The 19,454-nt window shown below is 61.5% G+C and carries 20 protein-coding genes and 1 other RNA gene; 10 read left to right on the forward strand and 11 right to left on the reverse strand.

Annotation, left to right across the window (positions count from 1 at the left end):
• Window positions 1–9: 9 nt before the first annotated feature.
• The 3 genes from IB285_RS03215 to IB285_RS03225 are packed head-to-tail and all read right to left on the reverse strand — an operon-like array spanning window position 10 to window position 2,176.
• Window positions 10–684: a TPM domain-containing protein gene (locus IB285_RS03215; RefSeq protein WP_190786820.1), complete on the reverse strand. Its 675-nt coding sequence runs from the start codon at window positions 682–684 to the stop codon at window positions 10–12.
• A 3-nt stretch (window positions 685–687) separates the two neighbouring features.
• On the reverse strand, window positions 688–1,554 hold the full coding sequence (locus IB285_RS03220; RefSeq protein ID WP_407925598.1) for a TPM domain-containing protein: 867 nt from the start codon (window positions 1,552–1,554) through the stop codon (window positions 688–690).
• A gap of 19 nt (window positions 1,555–1,573) precedes the next feature.
• Window positions 1,574–2,176: a LemA family protein gene (locus tag IB285_RS03225; protein WP_190786821.1), complete on the reverse strand. Its 603-nt coding sequence runs from the start codon at window positions 2,174–2,176 to the stop codon at window positions 1,574–1,576.
• A gap of 173 nt (window positions 2,177–2,349) precedes the next feature.
• On the opposite strand from IB285_RS03225, the gene mscL reads away from it, so the two are divergent.
• The 4 genes from mscL to IB285_RS03245 all read left to right on the forward strand — a co-directional run bounded on the left by mscL (window position 2,350) and on the right by IB285_RS03245 (window position 4,281).
• A complete protein-coding gene (gene mscL / locus IB285_RS03230) occupies window positions 2,350–2,784 on the forward strand; it encodes a large conductance mechanosensitive channel protein MscL (protein WP_190786822.1) in 435 nt (144 codons plus the stop codon).
• A gap of 100 nt (window positions 2,785–2,884) precedes the next feature.
• A complete protein-coding gene (locus IB285_RS03235) occupies window positions 2,885–3,106 on the forward strand; it encodes a hypothetical protein (protein WP_190786823.1) in 222 nt (73 codons plus the stop codon).
• A gap of 56 nt (window positions 3,107–3,162) precedes the next feature.
• Window positions 3,163–3,505: a transfer-messenger RNA gene (ssrA, locus tag IB285_RS03240) on the forward strand.
• Between the two features lie 188 nt (window positions 3,506–3,693).
• Window positions 3,694–4,281, forward strand: a complete 588-nt coding sequence (locus IB285_RS03245) for a hypothetical protein (protein ID WP_190786824.1) — start codon at window positions 3,694–3,696, stop codon at window positions 4,279–4,281.
• Window positions 4,282–4,287: 6 nt separating this feature from the next.
• Here the strand turns inward: IB285_RS03245 and IB285_RS03250 are convergent, their stop codons facing one another.
• The 4 genes from IB285_RS03250 to IB285_RS03265 all read right to left on the reverse strand — a co-directional run bounded on the left by IB285_RS03250 (window position 4,288) and on the right by IB285_RS03265 (window position 8,162).
• Window positions 4,288–4,569: a hypothetical protein gene (locus IB285_RS03250; RefSeq protein ID WP_190788971.1), complete on the reverse strand. Its 282-nt coding sequence runs from the start codon at window positions 4,567–4,569 to the stop codon at window positions 4,288–4,290.
• 124 nt (window positions 4,570–4,693) lie between these two features.
• Window positions 4,694–5,947 (reverse strand): N-succinylarginine dihydrolase, encoded by a 1,254-nt coding sequence (locus IB285_RS03255; protein WP_190786825.1) that lies wholly within the window; start codon window positions 5,945–5,947, stop codon window positions 4,694–4,696.
• Window positions 5,944–6,960 (reverse strand): arginine N-succinyltransferase, encoded by a 1,017-nt coding sequence (locus tag IB285_RS03260; protein ID WP_190786826.1) that lies wholly within the window; start codon window positions 6,958–6,960, stop codon window positions 5,944–5,946. Before IB285_RS03260 ends, IB285_RS03255 begins: the two co-directional genes overlap by 4 nt.
• Window positions 6,957–8,162 carry a hydrolase gene (locus IB285_RS03265; protein ID WP_190786827.1) on the reverse strand — a complete coding sequence of 402 codons (1,206 nt, stop codon included), beginning with the start codon at window positions 8,160–8,162 and terminating at the stop codon, window positions 6,957–6,959. Before IB285_RS03265 ends, IB285_RS03260 begins: the two co-directional genes overlap by 4 nt.
• A gap of 122 nt (window positions 8,163–8,284) precedes the next feature.
• Between IB285_RS03265 and IB285_RS03270 the strand changes: the two genes are divergently transcribed.
• On the forward strand, window positions 8,285–10,381 hold the full coding sequence (locus tag IB285_RS03270) for a malate synthase G (RefSeq protein WP_190786828.1): 2,097 nt from the start codon (window positions 8,285–8,287) through the stop codon (window positions 10,379–10,381).
• 8 nt (window positions 10,382–10,389) lie between these two features.
• Here the strand turns inward: IB285_RS03270 and rsmA are convergent, their stop codons facing one another.
• The 4 genes from rsmA to IB285_RS03290 all read right to left on the reverse strand — a co-directional run bounded on the left by rsmA (window position 10,390) and on the right by IB285_RS03290 (window position 16,071).
• Window positions 10,390–11,208 (reverse strand): 16S rRNA (adenine(1518)-N(6)/adenine(1519)-N(6))-dimethyltransferase RsmA, encoded by an 819-nt coding sequence (gene rsmA / locus IB285_RS03275; RefSeq protein ID WP_190788972.1) that lies wholly within the window; start codon window positions 11,206–11,208, stop codon window positions 10,390–10,392.
• Window positions 11,208–12,221, reverse strand: coding sequence for a 4-hydroxythreonine-4-phosphate dehydrogenase PdxA (gene pdxA, locus IB285_RS03280; RefSeq protein WP_190786829.1), 1,014 nt, complete (start codon window positions 12,219–12,221; stop codon window positions 11,208–11,210). The genes rsmA and pdxA overlap by 1 nt, the downstream gene beginning before the upstream one ends.
• 10 nt (window positions 12,222–12,231) lie before the next feature.
• Complete coding sequence (locus IB285_RS03285) at window positions 12,232–13,599, reverse strand: peptidylprolyl isomerase (RefSeq protein ID WP_190788973.1); 1,368 nt, start codon at window positions 13,597–13,599, stop codon at window positions 12,232–12,234.
• A gap of 216 nt (window positions 13,600–13,815) precedes the next feature.
• The gene (locus IB285_RS03290) at window positions 13,816–16,071 is read right to left on the reverse strand and encodes an LPS-assembly protein LptD (protein ID WP_190786830.1); all 2,256 of its coding nucleotides are present in this window, start codon (window positions 16,069–16,071) and stop codon (window positions 13,816–13,818) included.
• A gap of 196 nt (window positions 16,072–16,267) precedes the next feature.
• Between IB285_RS03290 and IB285_RS03295 the strand changes: the two genes are divergently transcribed.
• The 5 genes from IB285_RS03295 to ndk all read left to right on the forward strand — a co-directional run bounded on the left by IB285_RS03295 (window position 16,268) and on the right by ndk (window position 19,423).
• Window positions 16,268–17,725, forward strand: coding sequence for a leucyl aminopeptidase (locus IB285_RS03295; protein ID WP_190786831.1), 1,458 nt, complete (start codon window positions 16,268–16,270; stop codon window positions 17,723–17,725).
• A gap of 4 nt (window positions 17,726–17,729) precedes the next feature.
• The gene (locus tag IB285_RS03300; RefSeq protein WP_190786832.1) at window positions 17,730–17,882 is read left to right on the forward strand and encodes a DUF2256 domain-containing protein; all 153 of its coding nucleotides are present in this window, start codon (window positions 17,730–17,732) and stop codon (window positions 17,880–17,882) included.
• Window positions 17,879–18,313 carry a DNA polymerase III subunit chi gene (locus IB285_RS03305; protein WP_190786833.1) on the forward strand — a complete coding sequence of 145 codons (435 nt, stop codon included), beginning with the start codon at window positions 17,879–17,881 and terminating at the stop codon, window positions 18,311–18,313. The genes IB285_RS03300 and IB285_RS03305 overlap by 4 nt, the downstream gene beginning before the upstream one ends.
• 57 nt (window positions 18,314–18,370) lie before the next feature.
• A complete protein-coding gene (locus IB285_RS03310; RefSeq protein ID WP_190786834.1) occupies window positions 18,371–18,877 on the forward strand; it encodes a hypothetical protein in 507 nt (168 codons plus the stop codon).
• A gap of 123 nt (window positions 18,878–19,000) precedes the next feature.
• A complete protein-coding gene (ndk, locus tag IB285_RS03315) occupies window positions 19,001–19,423 on the forward strand; it encodes a nucleoside-diphosphate kinase (protein ID WP_190786835.1) in 423 nt (140 codons plus the stop codon).
• Window positions 19,424–19,454 lie beyond the last annotated feature (31 nt).

Here is a 19,454-nt window from a genome sequence, read left to right on the forward strand (position 1 = left end):
CGAAGGGGCTTAGACTTCGATCAGGCGGTCGGGAAGCTCATTCTCGTCGTCCTTCGCCCGGGGGAAGTGCTGCGACAGGACAAAGCCGACATCGCGCACGCCGACCGCCATTCCTTCGGCGATCCGCCCCGCCTTGATCTCGACGAGCATGTCTCCCATCGCTTCGCCCCACACCTCCGGCGAAACCTTGGCGGCGATCGGTTCATCAGCGACGATTTCGGCGCGGTGTTCGCTCATCGAAAGGTAGATGAGGACGCCGGTGCGGCCGTGAGTGCGGCGTTCTGCGCCAACCTTGAAGTGCTTGATCGCCTGCTCATGCACGCGCGTTGTCTTCACTGGATTTGGTACCGCGAAGAATTTGAGCGGCTGCCACATCTGGAAAAGCATGATTGCTATGAAGACGATCAGCCCCAGCGCAATGGTCATGCTCGCAAGCTGACCGATCGACCATTCGTCCCTCCAGCCCCCGCTGAGGCTGTCCCAGAAATCGAGGAAGGGTTGGGGCAGGGCGGCGAACAGGCTCATGATCGTGAAGCTGCCCGCAATTGCCCACCACAGGGCGACATCGGTGTAGCCATCGCTGCGGTCGGCGAGCACGGTCACGATCTCGCCCGAGGTCGTGAGTTCGGCCTCCCGCACCGCGTTGGAGACGATTTCATGCTGTTCTTCGGTGAGGTAGCTCATGCGTTACCACCCCCCGGAGGCGCCGCCGCCTCCGAATGATCCGCCGCCGCCAAAGCCGCCCCCTCCGAAACCGCCGCCGAAGCCGCCACCACCACCGCGTCCGCCGCTCATCGCGCCGCGCGCAATGGCGCTTCCGATTTCCCAAAGGATGATGTCACCAGCCGTGTCCTTCCAGTCGCGGTCCCGGCCTCGGCCCCGGTCTCCCCACGGGCCTTTGCCCTTGGAGCGGTATTTGCGCCGACGCCGCCGTCCGCGCAGCAGCGGCAGGACGAAAAAGAAGAACATGAAGCCGAGCCACATCAGCGCGCCAATCGGAAAGCCGCCATCGCGCGAACTGCTGGTGCGCTGCTCGCTCGCCTGTTGCGCGACCCGCGCGGCCTCGTCCGGTGGGAGCACCAGCTGCGCGGCTATCGCATCCGTCCCTGCAACAATGCCGCCGGGATAATCGCCATCGCGGAAACGTGGCAGGATTTCATTCTGAATGATGAGTGATGAGAGCGCATCCGTCAGAGTGCCTTCCAGCCCGTAACCAACCTCGATGCGAACCTTTCGCTCGTTCGGGGCAACCAGCAGTAGAGCCCCGTCATTGCGTTCTGCGTCGCCCACTCCCCATTGCCGGCCCAGCTGATAGCCATAATCGGAGATATCGTACCCTTGTAAATCCGGAACCGTCGCAACGACCAGTTGACGCTGGGACTGGGTTTCAAGCGCCTCTAGCTTCTGGACAAGTTGCGCCTCCACATCCGCGGGAATGATGTCCGCATTGTCGACGACGCGCCCTGTCAGTGGCGGGAATTCAGGCTGCGCGGCGAGCGGGGTCGCCAATAACGCCCCCGCCGCTGCGAGTATGAGGAAAAATTGTCGGAACACTGAGATCAGAACCGCGCCTTCAGTTCGACGTCAGGTCGAGTTCGGGAGCGGTGTCTGCACCCTCTGTGACTGCGGAATAAGGCACCAGCGGCTCTGCACCATGGATGATGTTGGCGCCGATCGTATCCGGGAAGGTACGGATTGTCGTATTATACTTGCGAACCGCTTCGTTGTAATCGCGGATCGCGACAGCAATCCGGTTTTCCGTGCCTTCAAGCTGGCTCTGCAACGCGAGAAAGTTCTGGTTCGACTGGATTGTCGGATAAGCCTCGAAACTGGCGAGCAAACGTCCCAGTCCCTGGCTTAGCTGGCCCTGCGCGGCGGCGAGTTCCTGCATCTTCGCCGGATCGCCGAGGTCGTCGGCAGACACGTTGATCGATGTTGCCCGCGCACGCGCCTCTGTCACTTCGGTCAGGATGCCGCGCTCGTTCTCTGCTGCGCCCTGTGCAACCTCGGCAAGGTTCGGGATCAAATTGGAGCGGCGCTGGAACTGAGCTTCGACATCCGCCCACTTCGCTTTTGCCTCTTCTTCTGCGGCGGGAACGGAGTTGATTCCGCAAGCAGCCAGGGTGAGCGAGGCGGCTGCGACCATTACGCCGCGGGTCACGGTCTTCAAAAACATGCAATTCCTCCAGAAAGATGCCGCGACCATGGATTGGCGCGCATTAGAACCTGTATTGTCGATATAGCACACCGTCTGCTGCTTTCAAGAAGTCCACAGGTGCGCCTCCTGCGCTTGGCAGGCGTGATCGTTCCTGCATAGAATGAGCTTCCGAACTGCGAAAAGGGATCCGTATGCTGTCTGAATTCAAGGAATTCATTGCCAAGGGCAATGTCATGCAACTGGCCGTCGCCGTGATCATCGGCGGGGCGTTTGCGACGATCGTGAAATCGCTGACCGACGAGGTCATCATGCCGGTCGTGGGCGCGATTTTCGGCGATGTCGATTTCTCCGACAAGTACATCATTCTGTCGGGCGAGGACGCGATCGAAACAGGCATGTCGCTCGAGGCTGCGCGCGAGGCGGGAGCCAACGTGCTGGCATGGGGATCGTTCATCTCGGCGGTGATCAACTTCCTGATCCTCGCCTTCATCATCTTCCTGCTGGTCCGCTACACGATGCGGGTGATGGCTCAGTTCGAGAAGAAGGAAGAAGAGGCACCTGCAGAGCCGGAGGGCCCGAGCGAAGTCGAACTGCTGATTGAAATCAGGGACGCGCTGAAGAAATAAGCCACAATTTCAACACGTTTCGAGAACCCGGACGGCCTTGTTTGATTGTTGGGTTAACTGCGCCCGCAGGGGGCGCATCACCACAAGGCAAGGGGAAACCATGCGTAAGATTTTTGCAGCAACAGCAGCCGCCACCGCTTTGACACTGACAGCGTGCGGCCCGGAAGCGCCGAACGAACAGCGTTCGGACATGCTCGAAGACAAGGCAGATGCAGTCGACGATATGGCTGAAGATGCGCCGACCGAAGCACAGGAAGACGTGATCGAAGACAAGGCGGACGCAATCGACGAGAAAGCTGAGGAGGTCGATACCGTTGGCTGATTTTGGCGGCTGATTGCTACCCATCAAGATGTTGGAAGGGGCGGGCCATCGGGTCCGCCCTTTTCATTTGGACCCGTAATGCCTATATCACTCATGTCCGTTTCGGCGGACTATGGCGATAAATTGCTGCGTGCAATAGGTACAACGGACCCGGGGGCAGTACCCGGCGGCTCCACCACTTCTCCCGGTTTCGCGGGTGAAATGACGGGGCCGAACCAGGATCGACGTGGACTGAAAAGCGTAGTTTTTGCCCGGGCTGAGTAACCCGTAAAACTGTTCAATTTCATAAGTGCTAACGATAACGACGCACTCGCAATCGCTGCGTAATTTTAGGGCCTAGCGGCCCGAATTTACAAAGCTAAGCGCGGTTGGACCGACCGGGCAACAGAACGGATTCCGGGGCTCCGGGGGTAGCTAGCAACAGAAACCCCCACTTCAGCTGAAGTTGAGAGGTCGCAGCTATGAAGTTCTCCTGGAGATTGTCCGCAGCCGTTTTTTGTGGAGGTGCCGTCCTGGGCACTCCAACATCCGCTGAAACCTATCAGGAATATCTGATGCGTCTCCGCGATGTATGCGCGGCAGATTGCATGCAACCTCGCGAATTTCAGCGGATCGCGCGCAAACGCGATGCAGGCGAAGCTGCGGACATGGCCCTGATCATGGATGTCGCCGCCGTGAGACAGATCGGCGACAAGTACGAACTGCTCAGCATTGATCTGCGATATACGTCGCTGGAGACGCGGGCTATCCTTGACTCCGCCGGAATAGACATTTCGGGTCGCGGCGACATTGGTGGTGGGTCGGGCGGCAGGCGCGGCGGCACCAATCCCAATCTCATCGTCGTGCAGCTGGATGAGCAAGCCTTCTCCGACATACTGAACGTGACGCAGCCCCTGGTTCAGGGAGAAATACGGCCCGAGGACGGTGCAGGTATCGTTGTCGAGGGAACACGAGAAAAAGAGCTGGTCCGACCATCCCTGGAGGCGCTCAGGACCTATTTCCGCAATCGCCGCGTGGTAGTTCGGGGCAAGCCGAAGCTCGACGTAGCGCTTGTCGGTGCACGCCGCGATTTCAGGCGCAAGCAGGTCACGCTGATGGTCGACAATGCCGACGATATCGTCCTGCTGCCGCGTTACAACGAAGATGGCGAACCGGTTTTGAGCGGCCCCGACTGATTGGCGTCAATCAGCTTCTTCTGAGCGATCACTCAGACTTTTATGAGCTTGAAGCTGACTGTTTAGAGCGGCCAGCTCCTTCTTGGCCCTGAGCGAGTCGAGAATGGCCGCCCCGGCAAGGAACACCGCACCGGTAGCCGCCAGGAACAACAGCTGTCCGCCGGTGCCGGGATACTCTGTCAGATAAGCCGATCCGCGTGCTGTCGCACCGAGTGCGAGCGCATAGATGATCACGAAGGCTTCGAACCTGTTCTTGATTACAAAAAGCCTTGCGATCTTTCGCAGCATGCGCGTTCCTTCCTCGGCCAAAGGCCAGAAGCAACCAGACCATTGGGGGCCGCCGAATTGGCCAGGGGCGGCCGGTTAACTTGGAATTTACCTTAAGCGCGCGCGCCAAGTGCTTGCAAACGCGTTAACCAAGTTCCCGAACATCGAGTGCGGCGAGCAGTGCTGCACGCGCGGCGACGACGGTTTTTGCCAGCGTTTCCGAACCGATATCCGCAGGATCGATCTGCTCGGGATAGTTTGCGGCAATCGTCTTTTCGAGCAGGTCTGCCTTGGCTTCATCCAGCAGGAAACGCTGATCCACCGTGGCTGGGTCGCAGACTACGCGCAAACGCAGGCACGCGGGGCCGCCGCCATTGGCCATGCTTTGCCGGACATCGACAGGCACGACATGCTTGATCGGTCCATTCCCTGCCATCATCCGCTCGCAATAGGCCCACACGCTGGCGCTTTCGCGGCATTCCTCGGGAACGATCAGAGCCATGGTGCCATCTGGCTGCGTGACCAGCTGCGCGTTGAAGAGGTAAGTGCGGATCGCCTCTTTCAGGCTCACCGCATCCGCTGGCACCTCAACCACTTCAAGTGCCGGAAAAGCCGTCTGGATCGCTGTGTAGGCGCCCGCCTGATCGGCAAAAGCCTCTGCATGGCTGAAGAGCACACGCTCATTCGCGACAGAGACCACATCGTTATGGAACGCGCCTGCTTCGATCGCAGCGGGATTCTGTTCTATGAAAACGCATTTCGCCGGGTCGAGCCCGTGGCGGCGGGCAACAAGACGGCTGGCCTGTTCGTGTTGGCGCGCAGGAAAGCGGCCACCGGGCCGGCCGTAGACGAACACCTCGACACCGGCGCTGCCGTGCCCTTCGCAAAACCGCATGTGGTTGGCCGCGCCTTCATCGCCGAAGGTGATCGGAGCGATGTCATGTATGGCGAAGTGGTCGCGGTTGCCGAACACCACCTCCAGCATGCGCTTCGTATCGGGCCATTCCTGCGCGCGGTGCAGCATCGTGACGAGGTTGGCGGGCGTCAGGTGGCACTTGCCATCGGCGGTATCGGGCGCGGGTGAGACGGTCGCTGCATTGGCGGTCCACATCGAAGACGCAGACCACGGCGCGGCGCGAAGCGCGGGCGCTTCGGTTCCGTCATAAGCGAGCGTCTTCGCAAGTGCGGTGTTGGGGCGGGGCAGCGGCAGCAGGAAACCCTGCACGCCCAGCCGCGCGAGATTGCCGCGCATCTTCTCCACACCTTGCAAAGCAGCGGCGCGCGGGAAAGACGGATCGCCTTTGTGACTGGCGCTGGCGATATTGCCGAGGCTGAGGCCCGCATAATTATGGCTCGGCCCGACAATGCCATCGAAATTGATCTCGACCAGGTTGCTCAACGGGCCACGCTCCAGACGGTGTCGCCTTCGCTCACGTCGAGCGCATCGGCGGCGGATGCGTCGATCGCAATCCCGCCATCGTCATCGAGCTTGCGCGCGCCGTAGCAAGCGCGGAAATTCTCCAGCCTGCCGGTGGCGAGGATGGCGCGTTCCCCTTCATCGAGGTCGACAGCGGTCACTCTGGCAGCGACGCTGTCCTTGACGCTGACAACATCGTCCGTCGCGGCGACCATGCTGGGGCCGCCATCGAAGATGTCGACATATCCATCATAGCGAAAACCTTCGTTTTCGAGCATCCGCATCGCTGCTCTGCCGGTCGGGTGAGGGACGCCGATCACGCTGCGCGCGTCTTCCGACAGCATCGAGACATAGACCGGGTGCTTCGGCATGAGATCGGCGATGAACTGATTGCCGTTGATCGCGTTGAAATAGTCCGCTTCCTGAAAGCTCATGCCGAAGAACCGGCCTGCCACCCCGTCCCAAAAGGGCGATCCGCCGCGTTCGTCGATAATGCCGCGCAGCTCCGCCAACACGCGGTCGGCGAACCGCTTCCGGTGCATCGCGATGAACAGGTACCGGCTGCGCGCAAGCAGCAGCCCCAGCCCTCCCGCGCGTTCGTTGGGATGCAGGAACAACCCGCCCACTTCGCTTGCGCCTTCAAGATCGGTGACGAGGCTCAGCAGCTCGGCCCGCACCGTGCGATCGAGTTCCTGGCTGTACTGGGTCAGCGTGTTGAGCCGGTATGAATAGAACGGCCATTGCTGCCCGACCATCGTCATCAGCTGGCACGTCCCGGCGACTTTCTTCGTCTCAAGGTTTTCAAGGACCAGCACGAATTGTTCATCGACCAGCTTGTCCTCGGTGTTGGCGAAAGCCTCAGCAGCGCGCTCCAGCTTGCTGCCAAGCGCCTTGCGATCGGGCGGCAGGTTGGTGAATCCTCCGCCGGTCAGCTTCGCCATCTCGTAAAGATGTTCGAGATCGGAAGGGCGCGCGGCGCGCAGGCGAAAGGTCAATTCAGGTCTCCGGCAAGCGCGCCGTCGGCGAGGCGCGAAATGACAAGTGCGGAGAGCGCAGCGCGCTCTTGAAGGCTGGGGACGATCAGGAATTCGTCCGATGAATGGATCGAGCCGCCGCGCACGCCCATCGTATCGACAACCGGCACACCGCAGGCGGCGATGTTGTTGCCATCGCAAACGCCGCCGGTGGACTTCCAGCCGATGGTCTGCCCAAGCTCCGCGCCGCATTTCTTGACCAGGTCGAACAGGGCCTGCGCCTTGTCGTCGACCGGTTTGGGAGGGCGCGTGACGCCGCCGTGACGATGCGCCCTGATTTCATGTTCGCTCTCAATCTCGCGGAGCAAGGCATTCAGCTTGCTATCGAAATTGTCCATCGCCTCGGTCGATTTCGGGCGGATGTTGAACCGCAGCACTGCGTGATCGGGTACGACATTGTTGGGCCCGCCCCCTTCCAGCTTGGCGGGGTTTACGGTGATGTCATCGCGCTCCATCGCCTTCAGGCGCAGGATCAGATGGGCGGCGGCGACGATCGCGCTTCGGCCCTCTTCGGGATTGCGCCCGGCATGCGCGGACTTGCCGGAAATCGTGATCGAGTAATTCCCGGTGCCGCCGCGCGCATGGGCGAGCGTGCCATCAGGCAGGGCGGCAGGTTCGTAGGTGAGCGCGGCAAGCTTTCCGCGTGCCATTTCCGCGATCAGATCGGAGCTGGCGAGCGAGCCTGTCTCCTCGTCCGAGTTGATGAGGATGTCATATCCGAGTGCGGATGATTTGCCCAATGCCTCGAATGCTTTGAGCGCATGCAGGATCACCGCGATCCCGCCCTTCATGTCGGCGACGCCGGGGCCGTTCAGTACATCGTCTTCCAGCCAGGTCTGCTGCTGGAACGGGTGATCCTTCGGGAAAACGGTGTCCATGTGGCCGGTAAACAGCACCCGGCGATTGGCGGTGGGGCGCACGCGCATGACGAGGTGCTGGCCGTTGGCTATTTCGAACTCGCTGCCATCGGCGGCGATGCCGGTGACAGGCGCGGGGTCGACCAGCTCGATCTCACCGGGCAGGACGCTGAACGCATCGGCGAGCGCGCCTGCCTGCTTTTTCAGCCCTTCGAGATTGCCTGTGCCGGTGTTGATCGCGCACCATGATTGGACGTCATCCAGCATTGCCGCTGCGTCGATCTGGTAGAGAAATTCCGGTTTCATCGGAAACCACCCCTAGCGGCGTAAACAGACTTGTCCAAGCCGTTGCAATCCCGCTGCCATTTGGCCATATCGCGATCCGTCCTCCTCCCCAGGACCCATTCGATGGAGCCATGAGGACCATAATGACAGCACATGTAGACCGCGCCGGACTTTCAATTGATGGAAAGCTGGCCGAATTTCTCGAGAAACAGGTCCTCGCGCAACTTGGCCGCGATCCGAGCGCGTTCTGGGAAGGCTTTGCTGCATTGCTCGCCGAATTCACGCCGCGCAATCGCGCGCTGCTCCAGAAACGCGAAGATCTGCAGGCGCAGATCGATATGTGGCATGAAGAGCGCCGGGGCAGGCCGCACGATGCAGGCGAATATCGCGCGTTTCTCGAAAGCATCGGATACCTCGTGCCCGAGCCGGGTGATTTCCAGATCGGCACCCAAAACGTGGACCCGGAAATCGCGACGATGGCGGGGCCGCAATTGGTCGTTCCGATCCTCAACGCACGCTTCCTGCTGAACGCGGCCAATGCGCGCTGGGGCAGCCTTTACGATGCCTTTTACGGAACCGATGCCCTCGATGCGTCGCCCGCCAAGCCCGGAGGTTATGACAAGGCACGCGGCGATGCGGTGATTGCGCGCGGGCGCGCGTTTCTTGATTCTGCGCTGCCGCTGGTGGACCAAAGCTGGGCCGATATCGAAGGCGATCATGACGGCAAGCTGCGGGACGAGAGCCAGTATGTCGGCAAGACCGACAAGGGCCTCCTGTTCAAGAACAACGGTCTCCACATCGAGGTTGTCTTCGACAGCGACACGCCCGTGGGCAAGGATGACAGGGCCGGCATCGCCGACATCATCGTCGAGAGCGCGCTCACCACGATCGCAGACTGCGAAGATTCGGTCGCCGCTGTGGACGCGGAGGACAAGCTTACCGCTTACACCAATTGGCTCGGCATTATCCGCGGCGATCTCGAAGAAAGCTTCGAAAAGGGCGGCCGAACGCTGACTCGCAAGCTGGCGCGGGACAAGGACTACACGGACCGGGAGGGCAATGCGCACGCGCTTCCCGGGCGCAGCCTCATGTTCGTGCGCAATGTCGGCCACTTGATGACCAACCCTGCCATCCGCTTGCCCGATGGCAGCGAGATTCCCGAGGGTATCATGGATGCGGTCTTCACCAGCACCATCAGCGCGATCGATATCGAAGGCCATGCCAAATACGGCAATTCGAAAACTGGCAGCATCTACATCGTGAAGCCGAAGATGCACGGGCCGGAAGAGTGTGCCTTCACCAACGATCTTTTCGACGCGGTCGAAGACCTGATCGGCCTCAAGCGCCACACCATCAAGGTTGGCGTCATGGACGAGGAACGCCGCACCAGCGCGAACCTTGCCGCCTGTATCCACGCGGTGAAAGACCGGATCGTCTTCATCAACACCGGTTTCCTCGATCGCACCGGGGACGAAATTCACACCTCGATGCGAGCCGGGCCGATGATGCGCAAGGGCGCGATGAAGAACTCGGACTGGCTCAAGGCATATGAGGCTCGCAACGTCGCGATCGGGCTCAAGCACGGCCTCTCCGGCACGGCGCAAATCGGTAAAGGCATGTGGGCCGCGCCCGACCTGATGGGCGCGATGATGGAGGAAAAGATCGGCCATCTGCGTGCGGGCGCGAACACCGCCTGGGTGCCGTCGCCCACCGCTGCCACGCTTCACGCGCTGCACTATCACCGTGAAAACGTCTTCGAGATCCAGAAGACTCTGCCTGAAGCACCCGGCCTCGATGCGCTGCTGACTATACCGCTCGCCGAAAACACCAACTGGCCGGAAGAGGAACTGCGCGACGAGCTTGATAACAACGCGCAGGGCCTATTGGGTTACGTCGTGCGCTGGGTCGACGCCGGGGTCGGTTGCTCCAAGGTGCCAGACATCAACGATGTGGGCCTGATGGAAGACCGGGCGACCTTACGCATCTCGTCGCAGCATATCGCCAACTGGCTGCACCACGGCATCGTGAGCGAGGATCAGGTCATGGATTCGCTCGCCCGTATGGCGGCCAAGGTCGATGCGCAGAACGCGAACGATCCGGGCTACACCCCGCTGATCGGCAACGAAGACGGCCCCGCCTTCAGCGCAGCAAAAGACCTGATCTTCAAAGGTGTCGAGCAGCCGTCCGGCTATACCGAACCATTGCTGCACGAATGGCGACAGGTGGCGAAGGCGTCTTGATCGGGAGCCTATAGCGTCCGCGCAAGCTCGACAAACTCGGTGACGCTCACCGTCTCCGCGCGCCGTGTTTCGTCGATGCCGACCCTCGCCAGTGCGTCGAGCGCGCCGGGGATGCCTTTGAGGCTTTGGCGGAGCATTTTGCGGCGCTGGCCGAATGCTGCCTCAGTCAGCCGTCCCAGCATCCTGGCTGACACGCCCTCGGGCGCGTTTGTCGGCGTGACGTGGACGATGGCGCTCATCACCTTGGGCGGGGGGGTGAAGGCGCTGCGATGCACCTTCATCGCGAGTTTGGCCTCTGCGCGCCACTGAGCCAGCACCGCAAGTCGTCCGTAAGCCGAGGTGCCGGGTTTCGCGACAATCCGTTCGGCGACCTCGCGCTGAAACATCAGCGTGAGCGAGCGCCATTGCGGCGGCCAGTCTTCGCCGCAGAGCCACCTGACGAACAGCGCCGTGCCGACATTGTAAGGTAGGTTCGACAGGACGTGGAACGGCTCGGCGCGCATTATCTCGCCATGGTCGAGCTTCATCGCGTCGCCTTGGATAACAGTCAGTCGGTCGGGGAAGGCATCGGACAATTCGGCGAGGGCAGGAAGGCAGCGCTGATCCATCTCGATGGCTGTGACCCGTGCGCCTGCTCTAAGCAGCGCCCTTGTCAGTCCGCCCGGGCCGGGGCCGACTTCAAGGACAGGCTCGCCGCGAAGGTTACCGGGAATCGCCGCAATCCGTCCGAGCAATTGTTCGTCGAGCAGGAAGTTCTGGCCGAGCGCTTTCGACGCTGACAGGCCGTGCCGCGCGATGGTCTCCCGGATCGGCGGAAGATCGTCCATCATCCGGCGCGCGCGGCGGCGCATTGGCCCGCCATCCGTATCGCGGCGCACATCGCGCTTGGATCGGCTTTGCCCGTCCCCGCAATGTCGAAGGCGGTGCCATGATCGGGCGAGGTGCGGATGATCGGCAGGCCGAGCGTGACGTTGACGCCCTCGTCGAATTCCAGCGCCTTCAATGGGATTAGTGCCTGATCGTGATACATGCACAGCGCTGCGTCATAACCACCGCGCATCAGCGGCGTAAACAGCGCGTCGCCGGGCACGGGTCCGATGACGTCGAAGCCTTCTGCCTGCAGCGCAGCGATAGCTGGCTCGATTACGCGGCTTTCTTCATCGCCGAACTGTCCCCCTTCGCCCGAATGCGGGTTCAGCCCCGCAATCGCGAGGCGAGGGCGTTCAAGGCCGAAATCGCGCTGCAATCCCTTGGCGACGATCCGGGCTTTGTGCGTAATCAGGTCGGCGGTGAGCAGCGACGGAACCTCGGATAGCGCCACGTGGACGGTCAGCGGCACGGTGCGCAGCGACGGGCCGGCCAGCATCATCACGGCATCGCGCGGGTGCAAATCGCAGGCATGGGCGAGGAATTCGGTCTGTCCCGGAAAATCGAAACCGATTTCGATAAGCTGCGCTTTTCCCACCGGCGCGGTGACGACGCCCGCCGCTTCGCTGCGCAGAGCCAATTGCGTGGCCCATTGCAGTGATGAAAGCGCGAGCTGCGCGCCATCTTTGGTCGGCTTCCCGGGCGTGTAGGTCGTGTCGAGGCCGGCCATCACCGGTAATCCGGCCGCAAAGGCCATTGGTGCTTCGTCGGCTTGCGCGATCGGGATTATCGAACAGTCGAGGCCGTTCGCCTCAGCCGCTGCGCGCAGCACCTCGAACCCGCCCGCGACGAAAAAGGGATGGGTGCTGCTCGTCTCGGACCTGAGCCGAGCGTAACTCGCACAGATTATCTCGGGCCCGATCCCCGCCGGATCGCCCAGCGATACGGCCAGTGGGAACCGGCTGCCGCTCATCAAATCGGGCTCAATTGTACTCGATATAGGCGTCGTTACGCAGATCGCGCAGATAACGCTGGGCGCGCTTGTTGATCCGGTCCTGCTCGATCTGGCTCATCACCGCATCGAATGTCGGCGCGCCGACATCCTCCGGGTCGTCGCGGCCGCACAGCATAAGGACGCGCACGCCTTCTTGCGGGCTGCCAAAGGGCGGGGTGGTCTGCCCGACCTGCAATTGTAGGATGATGTTGCGCAGCTGATCCGGCAGCGAGCCTGCAGTGATCTGGTCGTTGGCGACGACGGTCGCGCCCAATTCCTGGGTTGCACGATCGGCATCGGCGCATCCGCGCAGGCTCTGGATAAAGGCGGAGAATTGGTTCACGCGCGCCTCGGCCTGTTCCTGCGTCACGTCGGGTTCGAACTCGATGGAAATCTGCCGGAGGCTGAGCACCGCATTGTTCGGATCGGCCATCAGGACCTGACGTTTGTTGATGACGTACAGGATCGAAAAACCGCCCGGGATTTCGATCGGGCCGTTAAGCTGCCCTGGCTGCATTTCGCGCGCGGCGGCCGCCAGCGCGGTCGGAAGCTGGCCCAGCCGGATCCAGCCGAGATCGCCGCCGACCACGGCAGTGGTCGCTTCGGAAAACTGGCGGGCGTAGGCGACGAAGCTGCCGCCCTGCTGAAGCTGTTCCATGATGCGCTGCGCATTGCGCAGCACTTCCGCACGGTTTTCCTGCGTTGCGGACAAATAGATTTCACCGAGACGGTATTCTTCTGTTCCGCGCGAATCCTCGAGCCTTTGGAGAACGTCGTTCACTTCCTCGGCCGATACGTTGACGAAAGGCGTGATATTGCGGCGCAGGAGGTTTTCCCAGGCGAGCTCACCTTCGATCTGCCGCTTGAGCGCGTCGGGCGAAGACCCGATCGATTCGAGATATTCGGTCATCCGCTCGGGATTGCGGCCGAAATTCTGCGTCGCTAGCTGATTGAACGTCTGTTCGACCTGCGCACGGTCCGCGGGAAGCTCAAGCGCCTGCGCAGCCTGAATTTTCAGCGTCTCGTCGATGAGGTTGCGCAGCACCTGAACGCGGAGCCGCTCCAGTTCCTGCGGCGACAATTCGTTTTCGGAAGCAGCCGTGACCAACGCCACGCGCTGATCGATATCGGTACCGGTGATGACGTAGCCGTTGACCACGGCGGTCGCCGATCTTTCGCCAGTGCTGTTTTGGTCGAAAATCGAGAAGTCGTCGGGGATGCCGAACGGATTGTTCGCCGTCGGTTGAGCCTGCGTGCTCCCCGATTGGTTCTGCGCGGCAATCGGCGCGCTCGGCAGCGCCAACGCGGCAAGCCCTGCGGCGATCAACCCAGCATAATTCTTCGAAAAAACCTTCATCGTCACGTAATCAATCCCGATTCATTCTGTCGCGCTGTCAGAGCGCAAACCATGATAATGTGTCCAAGTCTGCGCGGCCCCATTCGCGCGTCTGTGTTGGCGATTGCACCCTTCGGCTTAACGAAGGCTGAGTGCATCACCCCGTCCTGTTGCGCGCCTTTAGCTACTTTTTTCCCTGCTGCCAATTCGGGAGGTGCCGGGTTCTTTCCCCAACGCCTAGCGAAAACCGAGGTTGCGCAAGGCAAAGAACAGCTGGAACGTGTTTCCGCGGGCAGCGTCCCCGGCGGTGATGAAGTCGCGGCGCCAAGTGAGTCCGAATTCGATGCAATCGTCGTTATAGGCGACGCCCAGCCGTGTGCGGATCGGTTCGAAACCGTCGGGCTCAAAAGTGGGGTCTTCATCCGCGCCGGTGAGGTTGAAGACACCCGATCCGAAAACAGACCAGTGCGGCCCGAAAGCGACGCGGGCTGCGCCGCGAAACTCCTCACGGTCGGCCAGATCCTCGACCGTTTTGATGTCGCGGTCGAGCCGGAGGTAGCCGATTTCGACATAGGTGCGCTGCGATCCGACTGTGGCATCGATCTCGTTGCGGCGAACGGCAAGATTGTCTTTGTCGATCCGGTACCGATGAGTGAACTGGATATAATCGCGCCAGCGAATTTCCGTGCGCCCCACGAAATCGGAAAAACGCTCCGACAGGCCGGTTCCGTCGGGAAAGATCGTTCCTTCCTCATCGAAGCGATAGGACTGGCCGATATTGGTCTTTATGCGCCAGTCGGGCTTCGTCAGCGACCAGTCCACGCCCCAGGTCACGCGCACGCCGTCTTCGACGCGGTCATAGCCGGGGAAGCGATTGAGCGCGAAGAGGTTCGAATCCTCAAGGTCGATCGCGCGGGCATCCTCGTTCGGGACGGCGAGGTTGCGGATATCGGGACTCGCGACGAGCTGCACCCGCGGGGTGAGCACCTGCGTCCCGCCGAACGCCTCGCCGACGAATGGCCATTCCACATCGACGGCAGCGGTGGCGACGCCGCGCGCGGTGAACCCATCAGTGCCGCGATAGATTTCGGTCAACGTCGAGAGCGAGTCGTTCGTGTGGTAAAGGTCTCCGCGAAGCAGACCGGTGAACGTGACGATCTGGCCCATGCCGGTTAGCCGCCGCATATCCCACCGCGCACCCGCAAAAGCCCTCTGCGTGTCCTGCCCGTCCTCCCGGATCAGGTTGAGGGTGTTGGCCTGCAGCTGCACCTCTCCGCCTAGGATCGGGTCCTTCAGGATCTGACGGTAATCGAAGGCGGGAATGGCGACAGGAATCTGGCCCTGATCGGCCGTGATCCGCAGCGTCTGTGTGGCCCAGCCGGCCAGCGAGAGGTATGAGCGCTCGTCGATCCTCTCCAGGTTTACGGTGGAGCGCAACCGATCATCGCGGCTGAGATCGTAGCGGCGCAGGAAGGTCCGGTCGCTCGCCACGCGAACCGATCCCGTAAGGCTCCATTCCGGGGAGAACTGAAACGTCCCGTTCGCGAACAGATAGCCGCGCGGATCGCTTTCGGTGGTCGGCTCGCCTGTAAAGTCTGCCACGCGGCTGGAGACGGTGGCAAACCCGGTCACCTGAAATGCGCCGCTATCGGTAAGCTGCCGCCATTGCCCGGTAATCATCGGCGCGACTTCGGAGAAGACGTATGCGCCCAACGTGACGTCCTTGTTGTCCGCGAGCCGGTAGTAATATTCTCCCGAAAGCTCGAGGCCGTTCACTTCGGAAATGCGCACGTTGGGCGCGAGAAAACCTGAAACGGCGCTGCCATCAGTGCGGACCGTCATTCCGGGAAGGGGAAGGATGCGCGCGCCGAACAGCTCCAGCATCGCGCCTCTGAACCTGACGCGGCTGTCCTCCGGATCATAGGTCACGCGGTCTGCGGTGATGCGCCAGCTCGGGTTCTTCGCGCATCCGTCCTCGGTCGTGACGGCGCAGGCAGTATAGGCCGCGTCGGTCAGGATGACCGTCCCGTCCTCGCCGCGCGCGCCCGACCTCGCCGCTAGCCGTCCTCCTGCGCGCAGGGCCAGCAGCAGGTCGCTCATCGCTCCCGTTTCAAATTGGTCGTTGAGTTCGAGAGAGTCGGTGTAAAGCTGGTTTCCGCCGTCATCGACGAACCGAATATTGCCGGTTGCCATGATAGAACCTGAGCCGCGATCCCACACGACCTGATCCGCGCGAACCGAATTGTCGGCGCTGCGCAAAATCACGTTGCCTCGCGCTGTCACGGTATCGGCTTCGTTGTCGTATGTAAGCTGATCGGCTTCGAAATCGATCGCGTCGCCGAGCTCCGGCACGTCGAGCTCGGGTTCGGGCTCGGTCTGCTCTTGCGACGAGGCAAACGGCGATGGCGGGTCGCTTGCCTCCTGGGCCGCCAGAGGCGAGGCCAATGCAAGTGCAGGCACACAAAACGCAACAAGCCCTGCCGGGCTTGTCATTGAGCGCAATAATGTGCCGTTTGCGACCAACCCGCCGACCTTTCAACCTCGCGACAAGCTTGCCTATTGCACCGCTCGCGCTTAATCGCAATCGCCATTGAGGACACGGTCCCCCGGTGCCGATAGGCCGCCTCGTGCGTTCGATATGACACCGCCCAACTGACCGACCAGATACAGCCAGCTTCCGGGAGAACCCATGCAAATCCATTTCGATGATACCGCGCCGTCCAATGTCCGGCTCTCCGCCCGCATCGTAAACCAGGGGGATAGCCTGTCAGATCTCGATGCAGCGATCGTCGATGGGGCAAAGGCCGCTCGGTTCAAAGGGCGTGCGGGGCAGGTGTTCGAAGGATTTTCGATGGCGAGCGGGTCGCTCACCCGCGTTGCAATTTCCGGGGCCGGTGAGAGTGATGCCGACAATCGCCGTCTCAACGTCGAAAAGGCGGGCGCGGCTCTGACTGCGAAATTCCTGCGCTCTGGCGAGACGGACATGGTGCTGGATCTCAGCCATGCCGATCTTTCGGGCGAGGAGGCTGCGGCAGCGCTGCTGGGCGTGCGACTGCGCGGGTGGACGCACGATCAGTACCGCACGAAGCTTGCGAAGGAAAAGCAGGCGACGCTTGAGAGAGTGCACGTGATCGGCGCGCCATCCGGCACCGAAGCGGCGTGGCAGGAAGCCATGGCCGTGGCCAAAGGCGTCGAATTCACGCGCAAGCTCATCACCGAGCCTGCGAACATCGTGTACCCCGAAAGCTTCGTGGAACTCTGCAAGGATGCGTTTGCCGGAACCGGGGCGGAGATTACGGTTCTGGGCGATGAGGAGATGGAAGAGCTCGGCATGGGCGCCTTGCTCGGTGTCGGTCTCGGCTCCGAACGCCCTTCGCGTCTGCTCGCGATCCGCTGGAATGGCGGGAAGGAAGGCGACAAGCCGACGGTGTTCGTCGGAAAGGGCGTCACTTTCGATACCGGCGGCATTTCGTTGAAGCCCGGTCCCGGCATGGAAGACATGAAGTGGGATATGGGCGGCGCAGGCGCGGTTGCAGGCGGAATGCTTGCGCTCGTATCCCGCAAGGCAAAGGCGAATGTCGTCGCCGTGATGGGCCTTGTCGAGAATATGCCCGATGGCAAGGCAATGCGTCCGGGCGACGTCATCACGACCATGAGCGGGCAGACCGTCGAAGTGCTCAACACCGATGCCGAAGGGCGGCTGGTGCTGTGCGACGCGCTTCACTGGGCGCAGGAGCAATACGACCCCGCACGGATCATCGATCTCGCAACGCTTACGGGCGCGATGATTATCGCACTCGGCCACGAGCATGGCGGCCTGTTTTCCAATGACGATGCACTCGCCGACGATTTGCTGGATGCGGGAAAGACGACCGGCGACAAGCTTTGGCGCCTGCCCATCGGCCCGGCCTACGACAAGTTGATCGACAGCCCGATCGCCGACATCAAGAATGTCGGGCCGCGCGGCGCAGGTTCGATCACCGCGGCGCAGTTCCTCCATCGGTTTATCAAGAAGGGCACGCCGTGGGCGCACCTCGATGTTGCGGGGATGGTCTGGTCGGACAAGCCGGGTCACACCTGGGACAAGGGCGCGACCGGCTATGGCGCGCGCCTGATCGACCGCTTCGTGAAGGACGTGGCGGAGTAGTTCGATGCCCAAAATGCGGAAGAAATCCGATCTTCCGTCGAAAATCTGCGAGACCTGCGGACTGCCTTTCACATGGCGCAAGAAGTGGGAGCGCGATTGGGACAACGTGCGCTATTGCTCCGAACGATGCAGGCGCAGTAAGCCTGGTGCATCATGAAAGTCGATTTCTGGCAGCTCTCGTATGATCCGGCAGAAAAAGTGTGCGCCCTGATCGCGGAGCGCGTGCTCGATTCCGGCGAGCGTCTGCTTGTGGTCAGTGCGGACGCGGAGCAGCGCGAAGCTATCTCGAAATCGCTCTGGAAGTCGTCACCCACCAGCTTCCTTGCCAATGGCGAAGCGGGAAGCGCGGGCGCGGATCGTCAGCCGGTTCTGCTGTCGGACACGCCAGACGCCGCCAACAATGCCAGCCACGTGATCTTCGCGGACGGACAATTTCGCGAAACCGCAGGCTTTGATCGCACTTTCCTGCTGTTCAATGAGGACACTCTTGAGCAGGCGCGTGCAACCTGGCGCTCTCTCGATGGCAAGGACGAACTGGAGCGCTCGTATTTCCGGCAGGAAAACGGCAAATGGGTCAAAGTCGCCTGATCTCTTGAACATGGGCACGCAATAGGGGATGCTTCACCCATCATCAGGGGAGTGACCATGTATCGCACCATCACAATCGCCTGCGCAGCCACGCTTTTGAGCGCTTGCGGGTCGGAAACCTCGGGGGAATTCACTACAGCAGATGGCGAGACGGGGGAGTATTCGATCGACAATTCGACGGGCGAAACCACCGCGACGATCGAGACCGCCGATGGCACCGCGACTTTGCGGTCCGGCGCGGACGTCCCAGTCGACCTGCCTGACGGTTTCAGCCTCTACCCCGGCGCGAGCGTGGTCACCAATACGGTCGTCAATCAGGGGGAGGGCACACGCGTCGTGCTGCTTTCCTTCGAAAGCAACGACAGCCCGGAAGATATCGCTGATTATTACAAGGATCAGGCCGAAGCGGCTGGCATCGCGATTGAGGTCGATGCGACGATCAACGGCGGACGTATGCTGGCGGGCAAGGCGCAGGACGGATCGGTCTTCGCCGTCAACGCGACAGCCGAGGACGGAAAGACTTCGGGTCAGCTCACCACGGGGTTGGGCGACCTCGGCGAATAGGGCGCACCTAAAGCTTGAATTGCTGCGCCTGCGAGGGTAAGCGCGCGCCGAAAAACATCCGGTCCGCCATTCGGACCATCCCCGGCGCGATCCATCGCACCTATTTCTCAAGGAACTTGAACCATGGCGGTCACCCGCACCTTTTCGATCATCAAACCCGATGCCACCCGCCGTAATCTGACCGGCGCGGTTATCAAGATGCTGGAAGAAGCCGGCCTGCGCGTCGTCGCATCCAAGCGCATCCACATGAGCCGTGAGCAGGCCGAAGGCTTTTACGCCGTCCATAAGGAACGCCCGTTCTTCGGCGAACTCGTCGACTTTATGATGAGCGAGCCTGTTGTAGTGCAGGTTCTCGAAGGCGAAGACGCCGTGAAGCGCAACCGCGATATCATGGGCGCCACAAACCCGGCGGAAGCCGAGCCGGGCACGATCCGCAAGGAGCATGCTCTTTCGATCGGCGAAAACACCGTCCACGGTTCGGACAGTGAAGAGAATGCGAAGATCGAAATCGACTTCTTCTTCAACGAAGACGAGATCGTCGGATAAGCTTTCGCTTCCCAACCACCATGAATGAGGC

The sequence above is a fragment of the Erythrobacter rubeus genome, from assembly GCF_014705715.1.
Lineage (GTDB): Bacteria > Pseudomonadota > Alphaproteobacteria > Sphingomonadales > Sphingomonadaceae > Erythrobacter > Erythrobacter rubeus.